Here is a 16668-nt window from a genome sequence, read left to right as displayed (position 1 = left end):
TTCGCTTGTCAGCACCAGGCGTACTGCGCGCTCACGCACTTCGGGTGAGTATCCAGGTCGTTTGTTCATTGGCTAATCCTCTCAAGAAAATTAGCCTCCAATCAACCCGGGGCGATTCATCTTTATTGAGCTTATCGATCAGCTCTGCCTGCCAACGTGTTAACACCGGGAATTGATCAACATGGCAGACCACCAGTTTGCGTATTGCGCTACTGGACTCTGCAATCATCAACTGTTGTATGGCCTCTAGCTCCTCCGGCAACCTGCCACCTAACTCAATCAGCAATCGCACAAGATCTTCAACGTGCTTTCTCGGACGCTCGGGAAGCTGGTCAAAATCAGCCTTGGCAATTCCATCTTCATCACCAGGCTGGGTTGCACTGATAAGGAGTGATAACGCGGCTTCTACTTCAGCAGCCGTCTCTTGGGATGCCACTTCAAGGCTTTGAGACCAGAATGCATCTGAAATATTTTCAAGTGCATGATAGAAAACCTGGCTCCAGTCATTTGACCGTTTCGGAACTAAATAAGCGCTTCTGGCCTGCTCAATAAGTTCTGGCCATGTGCCTATCTGCACACCCATGCAGGGAGTTTGTGTAGCGATTATTCGACGCAGGCGACGAGCGGCGCTGCCATCTGGAACTAATATGAATGTCGTTATCTGCTGCGTCACCCACACGTTCCTTTGTCTATATTCATCTGCTCTTTATCCATGAAGCTGATACAGCACTCAATCAGCGTTTATAAATGTCCACCTTAGTCTCCAGACAAATACATTAATGGCAACCTGTAGCGCTCGCTCTTCATGTACTCTGGGCATCGGCTAATATCCATTTAAATACTACAATCATGCTTTTCTTCTACGTAAGAGAAAAACTCCGTCATAAATCGCACTAGAAAAGGGCTTACTCAACCAGGGCCTTCAACATAGCGTCACGCGCATCAGAATAAAATTGCACATCGATCTTCGTCGCCATATCATCGGATAAATCAAATAGCTGCTTCCTGCAGCTAACAGGTAACAAAATTGCTTGCGCACCTTTTTCAACAGCTAATTCAACAATATTGACAGCACTATAGAGCGGCTCTATAGAGCCACCTAAATTTATCTCCCCAACCAAAATCAGCCCCCCTTTGATGGGTTTTTTGAGCATAGCGCTACAAAGACCAATTAGAGTTGCCATGCCAAGCTTCGCGCCTTTTTTAGCTGAATCGAACGCTCTGAGCTGTATACTAAATTCATGTGATCTGGGGTCTCTGTCGTCCACCAGATGAGTAGCACGCGTGTAAAGATTTTGCTCTGCGTATTTGACCGACTCCTTAAAAGGAGGTGGAGCCGGGTTATTAAGAATCTTTACACCACTACCAGGCCCTTCCGTAACCTCAATCCGGTACAAGCCTGAGCTATCATCGACATCATGCCCCCCTTCACTAACGGCCCAGACCTGACCTGGCTCTAAAGGGTCACCCCCAATCTCATTATCCGCGCGCAACTCTGGTGTAGAGACAAACTTTTCCACACCGTCATCACCCATCACATAACTGAAATGGGTGTTCCTGAACTCCGCCGCGCCAATGCGTTTTTGTTGCTCTTTAACCCGACGGCGAGATTCCAATGACAACCTAACAACATACTCAAGATCCTCGTCCGAAACTGACTCAGAAGCATCTGGATAGAGTAATTTTAAAAGACCAGAAGCCGTTTTATTTACCGCGTTGGTATCACGACCGCTCAAAGCGCCACCAAGATGCACGCGCCCCTGCAACGCACTCACCCGGCTTTGATTTCTGAATTGACTTAAGCATTCGGAAAGAAAGTCACTCACCAAACCAAAATGATCGGTAAGCAAATCTTTATTCATCTTGGGCACATTCCAACCAGGCAGATAACAATGAATACGATCCATCCAGGCTGTATCATTGCGCATCTCATCAGGCAAGGGGCCAAATAAGTGACCTACGCGCTGCTGGTGTTCGACATCAACATCAAAGTTACCAACGAATACCAAAGAGCCATCCCCACGAATACTTTCCTTGCCTCGACTAAATTCACCGGATTCCATATACCCTTTCATGATGTTCACGCCATCTTTTGAATCAAATGAGATACCGCTGACCTCATCGAAACATACAACGTCATATTGGCAAACCAGGCCGCGCTGGCCATTGGCGTTGTTAACAAACATCTTCGCTACTGTAGCTTTACCACCTGATATCAAATGAGCATAGGGAGAAACCTGTTGAAACAGATGACTTTTACCTGTGCCTCTTGGGCCAAGCTCCACCATGTTGTAATTGCGCTCCACAAAAGGAATCATTCTTAACAACATCGTACTTTTGGCATTAGCATCGAGCTTTTCAGGCTCTAAGCCTATCGAACGCAGGAGAAAATCGACCCACTCTTCTGTGGTAAATCGCTTTCTAGCTTCAACTAACGTATCTAAAACATCTCTTTTTGACAGTTGTATGGGTTTCAGCATGAAGATGCCAAAAGGATTACCGCCCTTTTCTTCAGCTATTACAGCGTCATACTCCAACGTGATCTCGGCATAAAAACCACCCGTCAGCAAACGTTCATTCTCATCGACTACTTTGTCTGGAATTCGCACATTGGTTAAGCGCACACTTGGCAACGTGGCCAAATACCCATTGTCTTTCGCGCTAAAACGCACGCTGATCATATCAATCAGCTTTACCGTTCCATCCTTATAGGCACGAGCCTTGAATAACTCTTCCTCACCTGCTTTCACAGTACGAGAAGAAAGCTGACGCTGAACGATCTCCAGACCTTCCGCGATTTCATTTTCTTCTGTTGTTGCACAATAACGCCCCAAAAGAAACTCAACGACATAAGTAGGAACAGGAAACTGCCGGCTAAACGTACGGACCAAGTCTTTGCGAACGACATAGCCCTCGAAAACCTCGGCTGCTTTACTGTCTAAACTATCTAATTGCATTAATCATCGCCCCCTATTGTCGTGAGCTGCTTGCAAAGGACATTATCTTGCTCATCTAAGATCACTATAATTGCTGATATACCTTCTTGATCATCGTCGGCAACCATGAGACTGGCCTTCCCATCCTGATCCAATGATTTAACCTTTACTAGCGAACTACCTGGATCTGCCAGCTTGGTACGTAAATCTACGCGTAAATTTTGAGTGCTTGTCTCCACTTTCACCTTACAGGTCAAACCTAACCACTTAGCTGTTGATATCTGAGCTGAAGAAGACACAGCAGGCTGTTTCGAATTAATCGAAATGACAGGGACAACACACTCCTGCAGACTTAAGCCACCATGGCCATAAGCTCTGCCTGCGATAAATGAATGAATGCCATAAGGAAAGTGGATTGGCACACTTGGGTTCCAGTGCCAACCAAGCGTCAATCCTTCTACTTCAACATTTTTCTTAAGTTGAGCGCATCGCCCCCAACGGCTGTCTGCTGCCTGCACTGGCAGTGTTGATTTGGGCATATCGCCAGGCACCAGTAACCAGCCATGATCCGTGACCAGGCGAATCTTCTTCCAGCCTGCATTTTGCAGGTCAACTATACGCTCGACAATGCTATCCAAAATGGGCGCAATTGCTTTCGCTAATTTCAGCTCAGTTTTGTGGCCCTCTTTATCGATATCACCACAGGCGACCCAGGCATTGCCTGCTGGGTCGCCTGTTTCGTCGTCTTTGAGGTATTGCCAATTATGCTTTGCCAACAAACGCTTAAATCGATCGTGAGTAAGGCCACCTTCCCCCTTCACACTGGGCTCGAAGTCCGAATCATCATCCAGCCCTTCTATATGTTCGTAGACTGGACTAACAGCCGCTTTTGCCGTTGCCGTAACCGATGGCACTGCTGCCCATTGCGTGGCCAAATTTGAGCTAACACCAATCCGATCTAACTTGTCGATAAGCTGATGAGCAACATCCAGGCGCAAGCCGTCAATGAAAAACACCACTTCACCACCTACCTGATAATTCGCAATCGCCTCTTTGACTTCAGTAGCGCCAGGATACCCTTTTGTTTTGATCAGCTTTTGTAACCGCTCATTGGTGTCTGCCAGCCAAGGCGTATAGATAGCCGCCAAAACATTCTCAATGATAGAGAGTTGCTGTTTATTCTCACACAAGCTTAACACCCTAACGGCTGCCGCATCGGCCTTCCAGCCATGTTCTGCATAGCGTTGACCAAGTTCCTCAGCGCTTAATCCGTTTATGGCGAACTCTGTGGCATTCACCACATCGGCTAGCGGTTCTAAAACCATCGCCCAAGAAGCCTTACCTAAAGAAGCCCACAAACTACTGCGCCTGGCGCCATGAGAGGCCTCCAAAGATTGGATTATTTGCTTCGCTTCATTACATGACTTGCCTGCGAGGCTTTCCAATGACGCTTGTAAATCTCTCTCGGCATTGGCATTGGCTTGCGGATAAGTATCAGGGTCAGCAAACAAACCTGGTAAAGGCACACGCTCTAACAATTCTGGCAAGGCGGAATAAATACCAGGACTCTCACAGAAACGATTCCAAACTTGCTGCCACTCACCCTCTTTTTCGCATAGCTTTTCTGCGGCAGCGAATGCACCATCCCGAACAATATCAAGCTTGAATTTGGTTTTCGCGATATTGCATAGCGCCTGCCAACGCGCAGCACCAAAATGCTCCTCGGTACTCTCTGGTTGATTCATCCAACTCAACAAATCTCGAACAGGGTCATTGGAGATTAGCCGGTGAAAGTCCTCCGCCTCTAAGCGCCTGCCATCTAAACTTTCTACAGAATGATTTAAAAGCTGTTCGAGGGAAGGCGCGATGGCCTCTTGGGTTGCTTTATCTTGGGCAACATCAAGGCCCAAGCCGGAGGCTCCAGAGGTTAAGAAAGCATTAATGGTCCAATCTTTACCATTGAGTTGGCTCCAAACCGCGCCACGATACTGCAGCTCTGCCAAAGGTTTAATGTGGTCAGGGCAATTGGCCACAGCACGAAGCTCCGAACGAGAGAGCCCTGGCAGGTAGATAATTGGCACTTTATTATCAGGAAGAGCAACATCGAGTTTTCGTGCTAACACACACTTCAACCAAATTGCCGGGCCGGCTTTATGATCAGGTTTATAACCTCCTAGGATCAGCAACTCTGGCAGCACACTCTGCAGCACTGGCAGTACACTTTTCCACTGCTGCTCTTTATCCGTCCAAAGTGTCACTACAGGTTTAACCTGAGAATTGGCGTTGTAGGTAGCAGCATTACGGATACTACGAACAAACTCTTCAATGACAGTACTCATAGAGTGCTCACCTTCCTATATCCAACTGCCGTGCTACTAGTCATTCGCAACAGCCTCGTTCTCAAATATGAAAAGCTTTAATACCTTATGGATTAAGAGTTCAGTCCGCTCATCAATATCAGCTACTTGCCAACTTTCTTTTAGCGCCAGTTCAGCATTTAACTTTAAACCGTTTTTATAACCGACTGGCCTTCCCTGTTTATCCGTACGTTCACGTTTTTCAATAAAACTTTTCGCACCTAACGTACTGTTAAAGCCAGAAATCGTTAAATTGCCTAGCTTATGTACATATTGATCTCTGTAGAGATTTGCCTGGTCTCTATCACCAACAGCAATCATATCCACCCAGTGATCCGGAATATTCTCACCTTGTGGAAAGATATGCTCTATCGTGAATTCGTACTTTTTGTGCTTGTCTAATTTCCACAAATCAACTTGTGTTTCGCGTGTCATTGTAGACTCCTCTAAAGCACAGAGAAGAAAACGCGCTACCGCAGAGTTATCGAGGTACAAATCACCGTTCAAACTCTCCTGCATTCTTTCAAGCGACGCTGAAACTGCAACTAGGTTATCCTGAATTAAAGAAAATACGGCCTCACCGATTAATTGTTTCTCGTTAATTGTCGCAATCATACTGACAAACATTCGGTCTAAATCACGTGTTGGTGGCGTATCCGTCAGGTTACGTCGGACGAAGAAAACAACTAAAAGGTTTACTATGTGTTTAAGAAGGTTAACGTCGATATTTAAGTAACCACGTCGCAGCCAAAGAAACAGCAATAAGATATATGAAGGCGCGCCCTGGATATGTTCAAGATTTTCTAAAGGCTTATCCAACAACGCTAAATCATCTAAATCCTTATCACCTATTATTTGCGAATAACAGCGTCCTGCTTCCAGTACATTATTTAGAAATGGAAAAACATCATTGGATATTAGTTTCTCGTATACTTGAATCAATGATGAGCGAGTAACAAAAGGCACCTTGGTAATGCCTTTGAACTCACCTTGAAAAGCATTGTAATACTGCCTAAAAAAGCGCTCCTGAGTGCCATAATCATCCCCCAGGTATGCAAGCAAACGCTTCCATTTATCAAAAGCAGGATCAATCTTGGCCTGATCTTTTCTGCCGACTTCAGCCAACAGTTTGTTCTTAATCAAATCAATAGCGGTTAAAGGCGCTCCACGGTTATTTAATGATTCAAAGAGCACATAAGCATCAGAATGACTACTGACCTCGATTTTCACCAATACTGCTTGGTTTACCGCATCCAACAATTCAAACAAGGTGGATAATACTTTGCCTTTATCTTCACAATGTAAATCTATACGGCTTTGAAAATATCGAAAAGCCTTAAATACACGTCTATTGCCCGCATTGGCAACGGTTTCAACATCATCAAGTAAACCTACTTGGTTCAAAATAGCGCAATAATCGTTAGAGTTATTATTTTGCGCCTGAAGCTCTAACCGTGGATTCAACGCTTTTTTTAATAATAGGCGGTATTTAAGCGCGGTTACATCGGCTTGTTGATCTTCATCCAGACCAGCTTTATGAGACTGAAAGCAAGCATATAAAGCCGCTAGAAAAAGAGATAAAGTTGTCATTCGTTGCTGGCCATCAACCAATTCTAGTGTTTGATTCGCCAACGAATCTTCTGATTGATTGATGCAGATGATAGAGCCCAGGAAATAACCGCGATCATTCTCTAATAGATCATCAAAAAGGTTCTCCCATTGTGATTTACCCCAGCTATACTCACGTTGATAACGTGGAATATGGTAGATCACACTGTTATCGCCGTTGAGCAAGGCTGAAACCGGATAATCATTAACTGACTTTATCATTTTTGGCTTCCTTTCCTATGGTTTTTTCGCGGACTGCTTATTAGCTAAAGTGAGATGATGATCATTAATTCGATCGCCACCAAATACTTTAAACCAGGGAGCACTTTCTACATCTTTACCGCGATCTTTGGTCCATTTAATATTGGGTTTGGCCTTGAGAATGCCTGCCCCCTTCTTACCGACATCATACACAGACATAAAAGGGCGGATATTCATGCGCACGCCATCATTTAAATCAGGATTCCAGCCAATTGGTTGTTCGGCCAATGATTTCCAGCGCACAAAGATGTCATACGGGGCTTCACCTTCGAGGATCAGCTCTAGTCGTTCTTTTAAATGTTCTGCAGCATTTAAGCGAATATCCGCGCCATCTATGCCTTCACTAACGGCATGTTTTTGGGTCTTAATCCAATCATCAAGATAGGTATAGATAAGTCGCTCAAGGTTTTTCTTATCGAGCATGTGGTAATTCAGTAACGCAGAGAAACCGTCTTTAAGGCCATCCCACACGTGCCAAATAAAGGGGCGATGCTGGAAGAGCTTGCAATGCTGCTCAAAGAACTTTTCTCGCAGCCAGTATTCCAGGTTATGATTTTTGCAGGAAACAGATTCTAGTAGCTTATTCCGTGTTTGAGAGTTCCACTCATCTCCATACGCCGCCTGCAATAGAGCTTCCAAGCGCACATCGGCAGCTTGCTCTCCACGTACTGCCGGCAAGCAAACAATGCCATCGTCATCGGCGTGATCGAGCAATTCTTCACATCGATCAACCCAGGTGCGCTGCTCTTCAGCCAGCTCCATATCAGCATCAAGCTCAGCAGGCCAGCGATAACCCAGCAAACGGGCTACAGCGACATGCAATGGGGTATTTGAATTTTCTGGATGCCCACTAAAAAGCCATTGAGTTGGGTCGCTTGAATATGGGACAGGAAACTCATCTTTTCCGTCCCATTTTTTGAGATCAACGCTTACTTTACCTGCTGTAGCATTTGTTAAACTAAGCTTTTGATCTAGCGCTTTTACAGCGGTTTTAAACTCCTCGGAGCTGCAATAGCTCCACAAAGCGTTAACATCATCAGGGTTATTGGGAACAATAGTAATTAGATTGTTATCAAACTTTTCTCCAAAATATGGTGTTGCCCTAAGCCCAATTCGAGTTATTGCGACACCTTTCTTACCCCAGTTGAGATTTCCGCTCTCGTGCATGTCATGAAGGCGTTCACGATTTTCTTTGGCAAACTCGTAAAGTCGGCCATTAGCATGCTCCCAATGTATTATCTGCTCACGCCCTAGAGGAATTCCTTCTCCAGAAAACCCATCGAGAAAATATTGCCAGTTGGCATCAAAACTCCCGATTTCCCAAAATTTGAAAATATAAGAGTTTCTATCGCCAGTTATTAACCCTTGGTAAGGATTAGCATATTTTGAGAGCAACTCTCCACTCAGGGATAGCTCCTCTAGAACTACTCTGAAGTCAGGATTCTCCAACTGCTTCGCCTGCTTTACCGATTTTACTTCTGTAGAAATTAACTGCACAGCCTTTTCCGCTGCTGTGCGTAACTCAGAAACATCCACACCGCGCAGTAGATTACCCGCTTTGTTTTCACCAAATAAGCCACCGTTAGATGACTCGAAATCAGCTCGACTAAGGTTTATAAGAATTGCTTTTACCACCTCCCCGCTAATGGTTTCAAAAGCACCTGGACCTAAACGGGCAATCATGTGCCAAGTATCATTAGTAAGCAGTTTTTCGCGAAACTTTTTGTAACTTGAAAGGAATAACCAATTTTGCGGCATTACAACACTACTGCTCCCACCTGTAACACAGAAATCCAAACATCGATCAAGAAAAACAGTTGCCAGATCACTTTTGGCGGCAGGAAAATTCTTTTCACAAAACTCAAGAAGTTTGTCGCAGTGTTTACTTCTACCAAGATAAGGTACATTGGTAATCACCCACTGATACTGCCCAGCTAACAACTTTGCTGCTTTTGCCATACCCTGGGCCATAACAGCAGCCTCTAATTGCTCTTCCGTTTGCTCTTTTGCTAATGCTGATTCCAATGCTTCTGAAAGCTCTTCCCAACTTACCAAGCTAGCAGCTTTGCTTTTTCCAGGGTTTAATAGGCTGCCCAATACGGGCGCATGCCTGAAATTATCATGCAGCCAATCCATTGCGATGGTGAGGTTCTTTTTCCCTAAGCCTAATTGCTTCCACTCTTCTTTTGCTAAGGCTATTGGCAAGCCTGAGCATGCTACTTGAATTTCGGGTAAAGGCCGGTAACCACCTGCATTCGGATACTTCCAGGCACTCAGTGCTAACGCAAAAGCTGCAAGTTCTACGCAGCGCTGATCAAGCTCTAGGCCATGAATATTGTCGCGCAATACTGTATCGACGGCTTCTTGCGCACTAAGCCCCTCTTCGGACATCCTTAGCGGCACCAACATATTGAAAGCGGCAACCAGGAAATGACCCGAACCGCAGCTTGGGTCTAGTGTTGTTAATCCCGCCAGTTGTCTAGGCCAATTCTCAAATCTACCCGAGGCCGGAGCCCATGTAAGATTGCCCTGCTCGTCCTCTTCTTGAGCAAAACGCAGATAATCTAATGGCACGCCATCAATAGCGGCTTTTTGACGCAATTCTTCTTCGGAATTTGCTGCTGATAAATCATTAGCACTTAACTTTTTCGCTGCCCACCAGGCTCCTAGTGAGTTATCCAACAGGAAACTCACCATATAGGGTTCGGTAAATAACTGGGTTACAGCTGGTAATTCATCGGCACCAATCTTCACTTCAGACGCATTCACGGCATCTTTCTTTTTGCTCTGCCAGAATTGATACACCCAACCCAAAGAATCAGAGGCAGTAAACACCTCATGTGGTAAATCCGTTAAAAGCTGTTCTAACTGCTTTTGGTAGTTAGGTGCAAATTGAAGCCCAAACACTGGCGATTCAATGCGGAATATCTGCGGTAACATTTTGGCGGCATACTGTGCAGCGTATTGCCAGCCGTTTGCACTATCGCCTGTTTCTTCTTCTGCCAGGTCAAAGCAGTCTTGAATAGACAGCGCAGTCACACCGTCTTCATACATCAATAGATTGTTTTCGGACAGGAAGCGGGCAAACAGCATACGGTGCCAGTGCTCATAGGCGACTTCGCTCACCAGGTAGCTGGTAGCTTGCTCACTCGAAGGTTTACGCAGATCGCCCAATGCACGACCATGCACCCGTAATCGTTTTCGCAACGCTTTTTGATCTGAGTTTAAATAATCTGCCGCTTCCTTATCGCCAACGCTTAGCCGGGTAAGCTCTTCTTCAGTGGCTAACTCAGCGATATCGCGTGCTTTTATTACGGCGCGTTCTAGTTGATTACGTAATGTCTTATCTAAAGGTGCTTGCATGGGTAGCCTTTCAAATTCCTTTTAGCCGTTAAACAATGACTGGGCCTTGTTTTAATTTTTCTTTAATTTCCGCTTCTGCATCTTTCAACCATTGCTCTATATCAGTTTCGGTTTCTAACGTGCGTTTCGGCAGGCTTGCACGCACAGCTTTGGGCAAGAGTAGTTGTGCCGCCTCTTCTCGAGCGCTTTCGAATTTGCTGATAAGTGCTGCAGTACGATCTGACCATTGTTCTAAGCCACAAGCATCAAGACTGTCGATCACATCGTCCGTGCCATTCAACACCGGCTGCTGTGGTTGCGTAACACCTCGACGACCGAGCAATTCCTCTTGCTTAGCTGCGTCCAGCTTCACCCAATTAGTATCGGTTTCTAATTCAATCAGTGCTTTTTGATAGGCTTCTTTATAAACATCAAAGCGGTGTTGAATAGAGGTACGCAGGTTATCTGTGGTTTCTTTTACCAGCGTATCTACTGGGTTTGGATCTTCTAACAAACGTCTTCCATGCTCGAGAGCACTGACTTCATTTTCCAGTTCGCTGTAGAAACTCAGATCACGGCTTAAGGCTAACAATTGCTTTAGCTGATTCCAGCCAGGCATACGTTTGGTAATGGCTTCTTTTTTGTCCTGCCAGTCTTTTATATCCGCTTCAATTTCATCTTTGTATTCATACAGCTTAAGAATGCGGCTATTGCCTGCTTCGCCCGCTATTTCATCAAAAAGTGCTGTATCTGGCTTATGCGGTTGCGGAGCAGCACCACCGGCATCGTCGGCCAGGTCTCGCGCCCATTGCAGGAACTCAGCAATCTTTCGTTCTTCGTCACCTGGATTACAGCCAATTGTTTCTGTCAGTAACTTTCTAACAGCCAATTTTTGTGCTGTTGAGATAGTTACATTTTCAACTTCAAAACTGGCCTGTGTGATGTGTTTACGCTCCAGGCCTTTAGCATCAACTGCCTGATGCGCAGCATTCTTAGCTTTGATACTGCCGCAAGCTAGCAAGGCATAGATCGCCCCGTCTATAGAGTCTTGTGGCCACCCAAAAGGAGCATCTTGGAAGTGCTCTCGAATTTCATTGCCCTTCTTCCCCGAACCAATAAACCGATGCAGCTGCGCACATACGGGGTGCTTGACAGGCTCATCCTTAAAACCAATGGCATTTATCGCTGTTTCGCCACCTGCTTGCCGTGCCTTGTCGACAACTTTGTGCCAATTGGCGTCATCGGCAATATCAAATTGTTTATAGAGCCTGTCTTGAGCAGTTTTGGCGCCATTCTCTAACTTGGATTTTAAGGTATCCCCCTCAATCTCAGAGCCCCCGGAGATAAATACGCGTACACCCTCAAAGATTTCATCGAGCAAACGATTACGTAGCTTTTCTGCATCGCTCAATCGCGTTTCCATGGCAACGCGCGCGTCTTTCCCTTCTGGTGTGCTCGGCAGACCGCGAATATCCAGCGTAGCTGATGCCGCTTTCAGCGTAGTGATAGCATTATTCAAATCGCTCTTGTTCCGCGCAGGTATAAAGACATACAGCGTGCCATTTTTGGTTTCATCAGCGCGAGCTGCTGCGATCACAGACTTTTCATCGGCTTGCCATCCGTGCTGTACCCAGGCATACAGCTGCTTATGTGCATCTCTTGGCAATTCTGCATCAAAACAAAAATTGAGTTTTCTGGGCTCTTTGCTGACACCCTGAACCAAACGTAACTCACCGGCAGACTTTCTCATCCGGCTTGTTAAAAGATCATCTCGTTCAGTTTCAATACGCTGAGGGTTACCTGCAATATCGGCCTCTTGTTGACGATAAGTGTCATGCCACTGGCTACTTTCTCTGGTTTGCAGACGATATTCGGTTTCACCACCCGTGCTCATCGCCATGATAGCGCCGGTGTTTTCTAAAGCAGCTAATTGTTCGGGCACATTTTTACGTAGATTGGTAGAGCCTTGCCCTAGATCTTCCACTAACAGATCTGCCAAGGTATCAGATGTCGCTTTGACACCAATATCATCGAAGGCTTCACTGGGCAATTTACCTATCAGGAATATGAGTGCGAGCAATTTCGATTGCAGCTTCTCTACTTCTGTTCCAGCAGCTAACTTAGCAATGGTTTCGTAGACATTTTTAGAGATAACACCCGTTTGCAATAAATTGGGCGCAATTTGGCCATAAATAAAATCACCGGTAACAACAGTTCCCAAAGATTTATCTGCAGTAATTTTGGTGGCCTCATGCACGACTTTTAGCTGGTTTCGCAGCTGAGAAACTGTACCGGTGGTATCAACTATGCGAAGAACTTTCTCCCAGAACCGACGACGAACTGGCAAAATGGGGTAATCTTGCGACAGCACATTTTCATCGTCTCTTTCATGAGCGATTTTTGATGCGCTCAGGTGCCTTGATATCTCACCGAGATTATCGGCAATGACTTTTTCAACATTTGGAAGCGCGGAAGACTTTTTCTGCAGAATGATTTTTCGAATAACCGAATCAACATCCGTATCTGAGAGTTGAACAGGAACCTGGAATCGCCCCATCAAACGCATGAGGTTTGGCATACCTGACAAAGCATTTTGACCGGTACCAACAAAAAGAAGCTGGCTACTAAAATGTTTGCAGCAGGTTTCGACCGTTTCTTGTACCTGGTAGGCACGATCAGCATTGTCGCCTATATATTGCTGCACCTCATCTAACACGATCAGTGTTAATGGGAATTTACCGTCAACAGACAGCGCATCCTTGATCGCCTCTACCATTTGATCATTAGAGACATCATCGACACGTTTATATTCTTCACGCAAAAGGCTGCGTAGCTCTTTTTCATCACTCGCCAGATCCGGTTTAGCCTTTAATAAGGCGTTGGCAATCACCGGAGACATAAACAAGTGATTAAGCTCTTTTAGCCAATCCTTGCCATCATCTTCCACAGCCTGTCTTACTTGATCTTCGATACCTTGCTGGCGCAACCAAATAACGAATCGAGCTAGGTGATAAAGCTCAGGTAAACCCGCCGACTTAAACATAATACCTAATAAGGCAGATCTTACCCAATCACTTGCCCCCTGACCCAGTGTTCCTGACGCAGCGTGCAAGCCTCCGTGTTTAGCACTTGCCCTACTTAAGCGCGTCAACTGATCGCTAATTTCCGTTGGCAATTGTGCAAGTCCTCGAGCAGTCGTGCCATTGGAAAAATCAAAATCTGTCCAGAGAGTTCTAAGCATCTTAGCTAAGTGCGATTTACCCGAGCCATAAAAACCACTAATCCAGATACCTGGTTGTTCTTTTTTCTGCTCAACATTATTCAAAAAAGTTTCAAGAATCTTCTCTAGGCCCTTTTCGTATTCACCGTCACATACGAAGGTTTCCAACTCATATTTGAGTGTTTCAAGCGCTTGCACAGAGAGATCATCTTTAACCTCGGCAACCCCATTATTTGCGAGCTTGTTGGAAATCGGATCTTTAACGTAAACTTCTTGGTTTAACACGGTATTATTCTCCAAATAAAAACTGTGCGAATTTTATAGCGTATCGGTTGCTGTAATAGGCACAGCCTGATAGTTCCATCCAGGCCTTGCATCCAATAAACGATAGTTATTATTTTCATATTCCCCGGGAAACAGAACACATAAACGCCCAGGTACCTGATTAGCCACTTTGGCGACAATTTCAGAGCAGTGAGAGAAGCCAAACAATGTAGCTACTCCTTGCAATGCCACTACGGTGTTTTCATCAACCTTTTCTAAAGTCGCATTGATTGTTTCTACAACTGAATCTGTAAATTCACTCAGGCTATCTTGTAGATCGTCGGGGTACTCAAAATAGCTTTCACTGTATTCCTGTTGCATTAGCCAGGCTGGGAATGCATCAGTGATATCCACTAATGCCCAGTTATGCCCTGCTGCTTTGGTTGCTATCTCAAACTCTTCCACCTGAGCTCGCATTCGTAATTCTTCAGTTTTGTCATAAACCACAAAAAGCACTTTTTGCACGCCCGCTAACCCCTTTTCCCATGGCAGCGAAATATAGTTTTGGTAGCTTTCAACTAAGCGTGCAATGCGACTACTCATGCAACCAAGCCTCTTCCTGTTTGGTTAAAAAGCCTGGAAACCGAACGTCAGTGACGCCACCAGACTGCTTAAAATCAATAATGCCCCGATGACTAGCGGCAATAGCTAGCTCTTTTAACTGATGTTCGTTTAGATCTAATAATTTGCACCATTTGTTTTGCAATAAGCGGTCGCCTGTCGCTCCTTCCAAGAAACCAAGAAACAAAGCGAAAGCGACATTTACCGGTGTAATTTTGGGGGTAGCGCGATGTTTTTTATTTCTTCCTACCAAAAAACCCGCCTGTGTCCACGATCCATTAATGTTCTGTGCAAATGACTTTAATGATGCCGGACTGAAGCGATCAGGGTTTGGCGCTTTCAAAACTGCTTCCATATCTTCCCTGGCTAGCAAATCACCCTCATCTAACTCTGTGATTCTGGCTATCGACATCCTTAATAAAGGATCGCGAACCACTGCTAGCTGGAATGCCAGTAAACTTTGCGCTTCGACATCGATTGACCACAGCTTTCTAAACACCCTAAATAGCGGCACCTCGTTACTCATGCCGTATAAATCAACCAGGTGACGGAAAGTCAGCATCCTGGCTTTGGCTGTCGGCTTATTGAGCAGGTTAAAATCGCAGATACCGGCCTGATACTGCTCTTTATCAGTCTCTTTGTCGGTACTCGCAAATAGAACTTTGAGCTCTTCAGCCATCATGCTGCGAGCTGAATGAGCGCCATTCTGACCAAATTTGAAGCCGAATTTTTCTAATTTAGTATGTCGTGACATTTGTATAACTTGCCGAAGCATCAATCTTGCATCGAAGATAAGGGAATATCTCCTCGAATGTGTCAAAGGCATCACTGGTAGGCCCCATAAAATTGCTCTCCCACCAATCGTACTGGGATTTCTCGCCAAGAAATCCAATCAGCAGCCGAAGCTCTACGATCAATTTCACAACATCATTGTTCATCAATTATCCAACTGTTAATTTGCTTGTTTGTACCCTGGCGCAATAACCAGATTTTCCACACCATAAAGCGCCTGCCAATTCTTGAGCCATAAATGGTATTCAGCCCCTTCAAGACTATGGTCTTCCGTACAGTCCACATTCCATCGTCTGAGAACATAGCCAGCAGCAGCAGCGCGCACATTTACCTTGAGAACACCATCCTGCATGGCATAGTCCATCTCGATGGTTTCTGGGTGAGGTAGATTTGGGTGAGCCACCAAATTCATTTCAACGATGCGATTCCACTGTATGTCGGCCTCACTTGATTCGTGATCTTGTGGACTATCTTCAACAATGACCGGATTCGCTATTCGGGTAACCACAAAGTCAATAAAAGCCTGGCGATTGCGGTCGAACGCCCGAACATGCCAGCGCAAACCATTGTCTACCAATACAAAAGGAACGATTTCTCTCTCGCTTAACCCAGACTGGATAGAGCGGTATTGAATCTTCACCACCTTGTTGTGGTAAATAGCTCTAGTAAGCACGGCCAATACAGGTAGTAACGGCCTGTTTAGTTCCGCTGGTGTTTCACATCGCACCATCGGCTTGTGACTACCGATGAAATCCTCACCAAACCCCTGGGAAAGAGCCGCCAACACCTGGGGCGGCGAATATTCGAAGAGAGGGCTAAACGATTCGGATTTAACGTAGGACTTCAACTTGGTGTCGTAGTCCAGATTGGCGGGCACCAATTCTCTATATAAGGTGATGTCGCGAGTGGCTGCCGCCTCGCCTATTCCAAAACGAGAAACCAAATCGCTTCGGCCTATCTCACCTAAAAAGTAAGTGCGAAAATCGATATGCGACAGACGCTCTTTCTGCGCCTGGCTGATGTCTGATAATTCCACCCTGGTTGAACTCCCCCTAATCAAGGCAAATGTCATTTTGCACCATTTTGACTCTACATGGTAATACTTTCTCCTATATTGATTATTTTAATCTGTTGACATCATCATTTTGATTAGGGAACATCTGATTAATTGATAAAGCAGCGCCAATTTCTGCAATTCAAAAATTCAGGTGCTCGTTTTCTCCAAATTTTGCGCAAATAACTCGATATTTACACATTTGTTTGCTTT

Annotated in this window: 10 protein-coding genes; all 10 read right to left on the bottom strand. The window is 45.3% G+C overall.

Features of this window, described 5'->3' with window-relative positions:
* Nucleotides 1-31: 31 nt before the first annotated feature.
* The 10 genes from ACVBEJ_RS14315 to ACVBEJ_RS14270 all read right to left on the bottom strand — a co-directional run bounded on the left by ACVBEJ_RS14315 (nucleotide 32) and on the right by ACVBEJ_RS14270 (nucleotide 16437).
* Nucleotides 32-673, bottom strand: coding sequence for a hypothetical protein (locus tag ACVBEJ_RS14315; RefSeq protein ID WP_447130318.1), 642 nt, complete (start codon nucleotides 671-673; stop codon nucleotides 32-34).
* Between the two features lie 232 nt (nucleotides 674-905).
* Complete coding sequence (gene brxL, locus ACVBEJ_RS14310; RefSeq protein WP_447130317.1) at nucleotides 906-2957, bottom strand: protease Lon-related BREX system protein BrxL; 2052 nt, start codon at nucleotides 2955-2957, stop codon at nucleotides 906-908.
* Entirely contained in the window at nucleotides 2957-5275 is a 2319-nt protein-coding gene (gene pglZ / locus ACVBEJ_RS14305; protein WP_447130316.1) for a BREX-1 system phosphatase PglZ type B, read from the bottom strand. The genes brxL and pglZ overlap by 1 nt, the downstream gene beginning before the upstream one ends.
* Before the next feature lie 36 nt (nucleotides 5276-5311).
* A complete protein-coding gene (locus tag ACVBEJ_RS14300; RefSeq protein WP_447130315.1) occupies nucleotides 5312-7123 on the bottom strand; it encodes a DUF262 domain-containing protein in 1812 nt (603 codons plus the stop codon).
* Nucleotides 7124-7138: 15 nt separating this feature from the next.
* Nucleotides 7139-10525 carry an Eco57I restriction-modification methylase domain-containing protein gene (locus ACVBEJ_RS14295; RefSeq protein ID WP_447130314.1) on the bottom strand — a complete coding sequence of 1129 codons (3387 nt, stop codon included), beginning with the start codon at nucleotides 10523-10525 and terminating at the stop codon, nucleotides 7139-7141.
* Between the two features lie 28 nt (nucleotides 10526-10553).
* Nucleotides 10554-14009 (bottom strand): BREX system P-loop protein BrxC, encoded by a 3456-nt coding sequence (gene brxC / locus ACVBEJ_RS14290; protein WP_447130313.1) that lies wholly within the window; start codon nucleotides 14007-14009, stop codon nucleotides 10554-10556.
* Nucleotides 14010-14042: 33 nt separating this feature from the next.
* Nucleotides 14043-14591, bottom strand: coding sequence for a BREX protein BrxB domain-containing protein (locus ACVBEJ_RS14285; RefSeq protein ID WP_447130312.1), 549 nt, complete (start codon nucleotides 14589-14591; stop codon nucleotides 14043-14045).
* Entirely contained in the window at nucleotides 14584-15363 is a 780-nt protein-coding gene (locus tag ACVBEJ_RS14280; RefSeq protein WP_447130311.1) for a hypothetical protein, read from the bottom strand. Before ACVBEJ_RS14280 ends, ACVBEJ_RS14285 begins: the two co-directional genes overlap by 8 nt.
* The gene (locus ACVBEJ_RS14275) at nucleotides 15347-15547 is read right to left on the bottom strand and encodes a BrxE family protein (RefSeq protein WP_447130310.1); all 201 of its coding nucleotides are present in this window, start codon (nucleotides 15545-15547) and stop codon (nucleotides 15347-15349) included. Before ACVBEJ_RS14275 ends, ACVBEJ_RS14280 begins: the two co-directional genes overlap by 17 nt.
* A 14-nt stretch (nucleotides 15548-15561) precedes the next feature.
* On the bottom strand, nucleotides 15562-16437 hold the full coding sequence (locus ACVBEJ_RS14270; protein WP_447130309.1) for a helix-turn-helix transcriptional regulator: 876 nt from the start codon (nucleotides 16435-16437) through the stop codon (nucleotides 15562-15564).
* Between the last annotated feature and the right edge of the window lie 231 nt (nucleotides 16438-16668).

Source organism: Porticoccus sp. GXU_MW_L64 (assembly GCF_052983295.1).
This window is presented reverse-complemented; position numbering and strand designations above follow the sequence as displayed.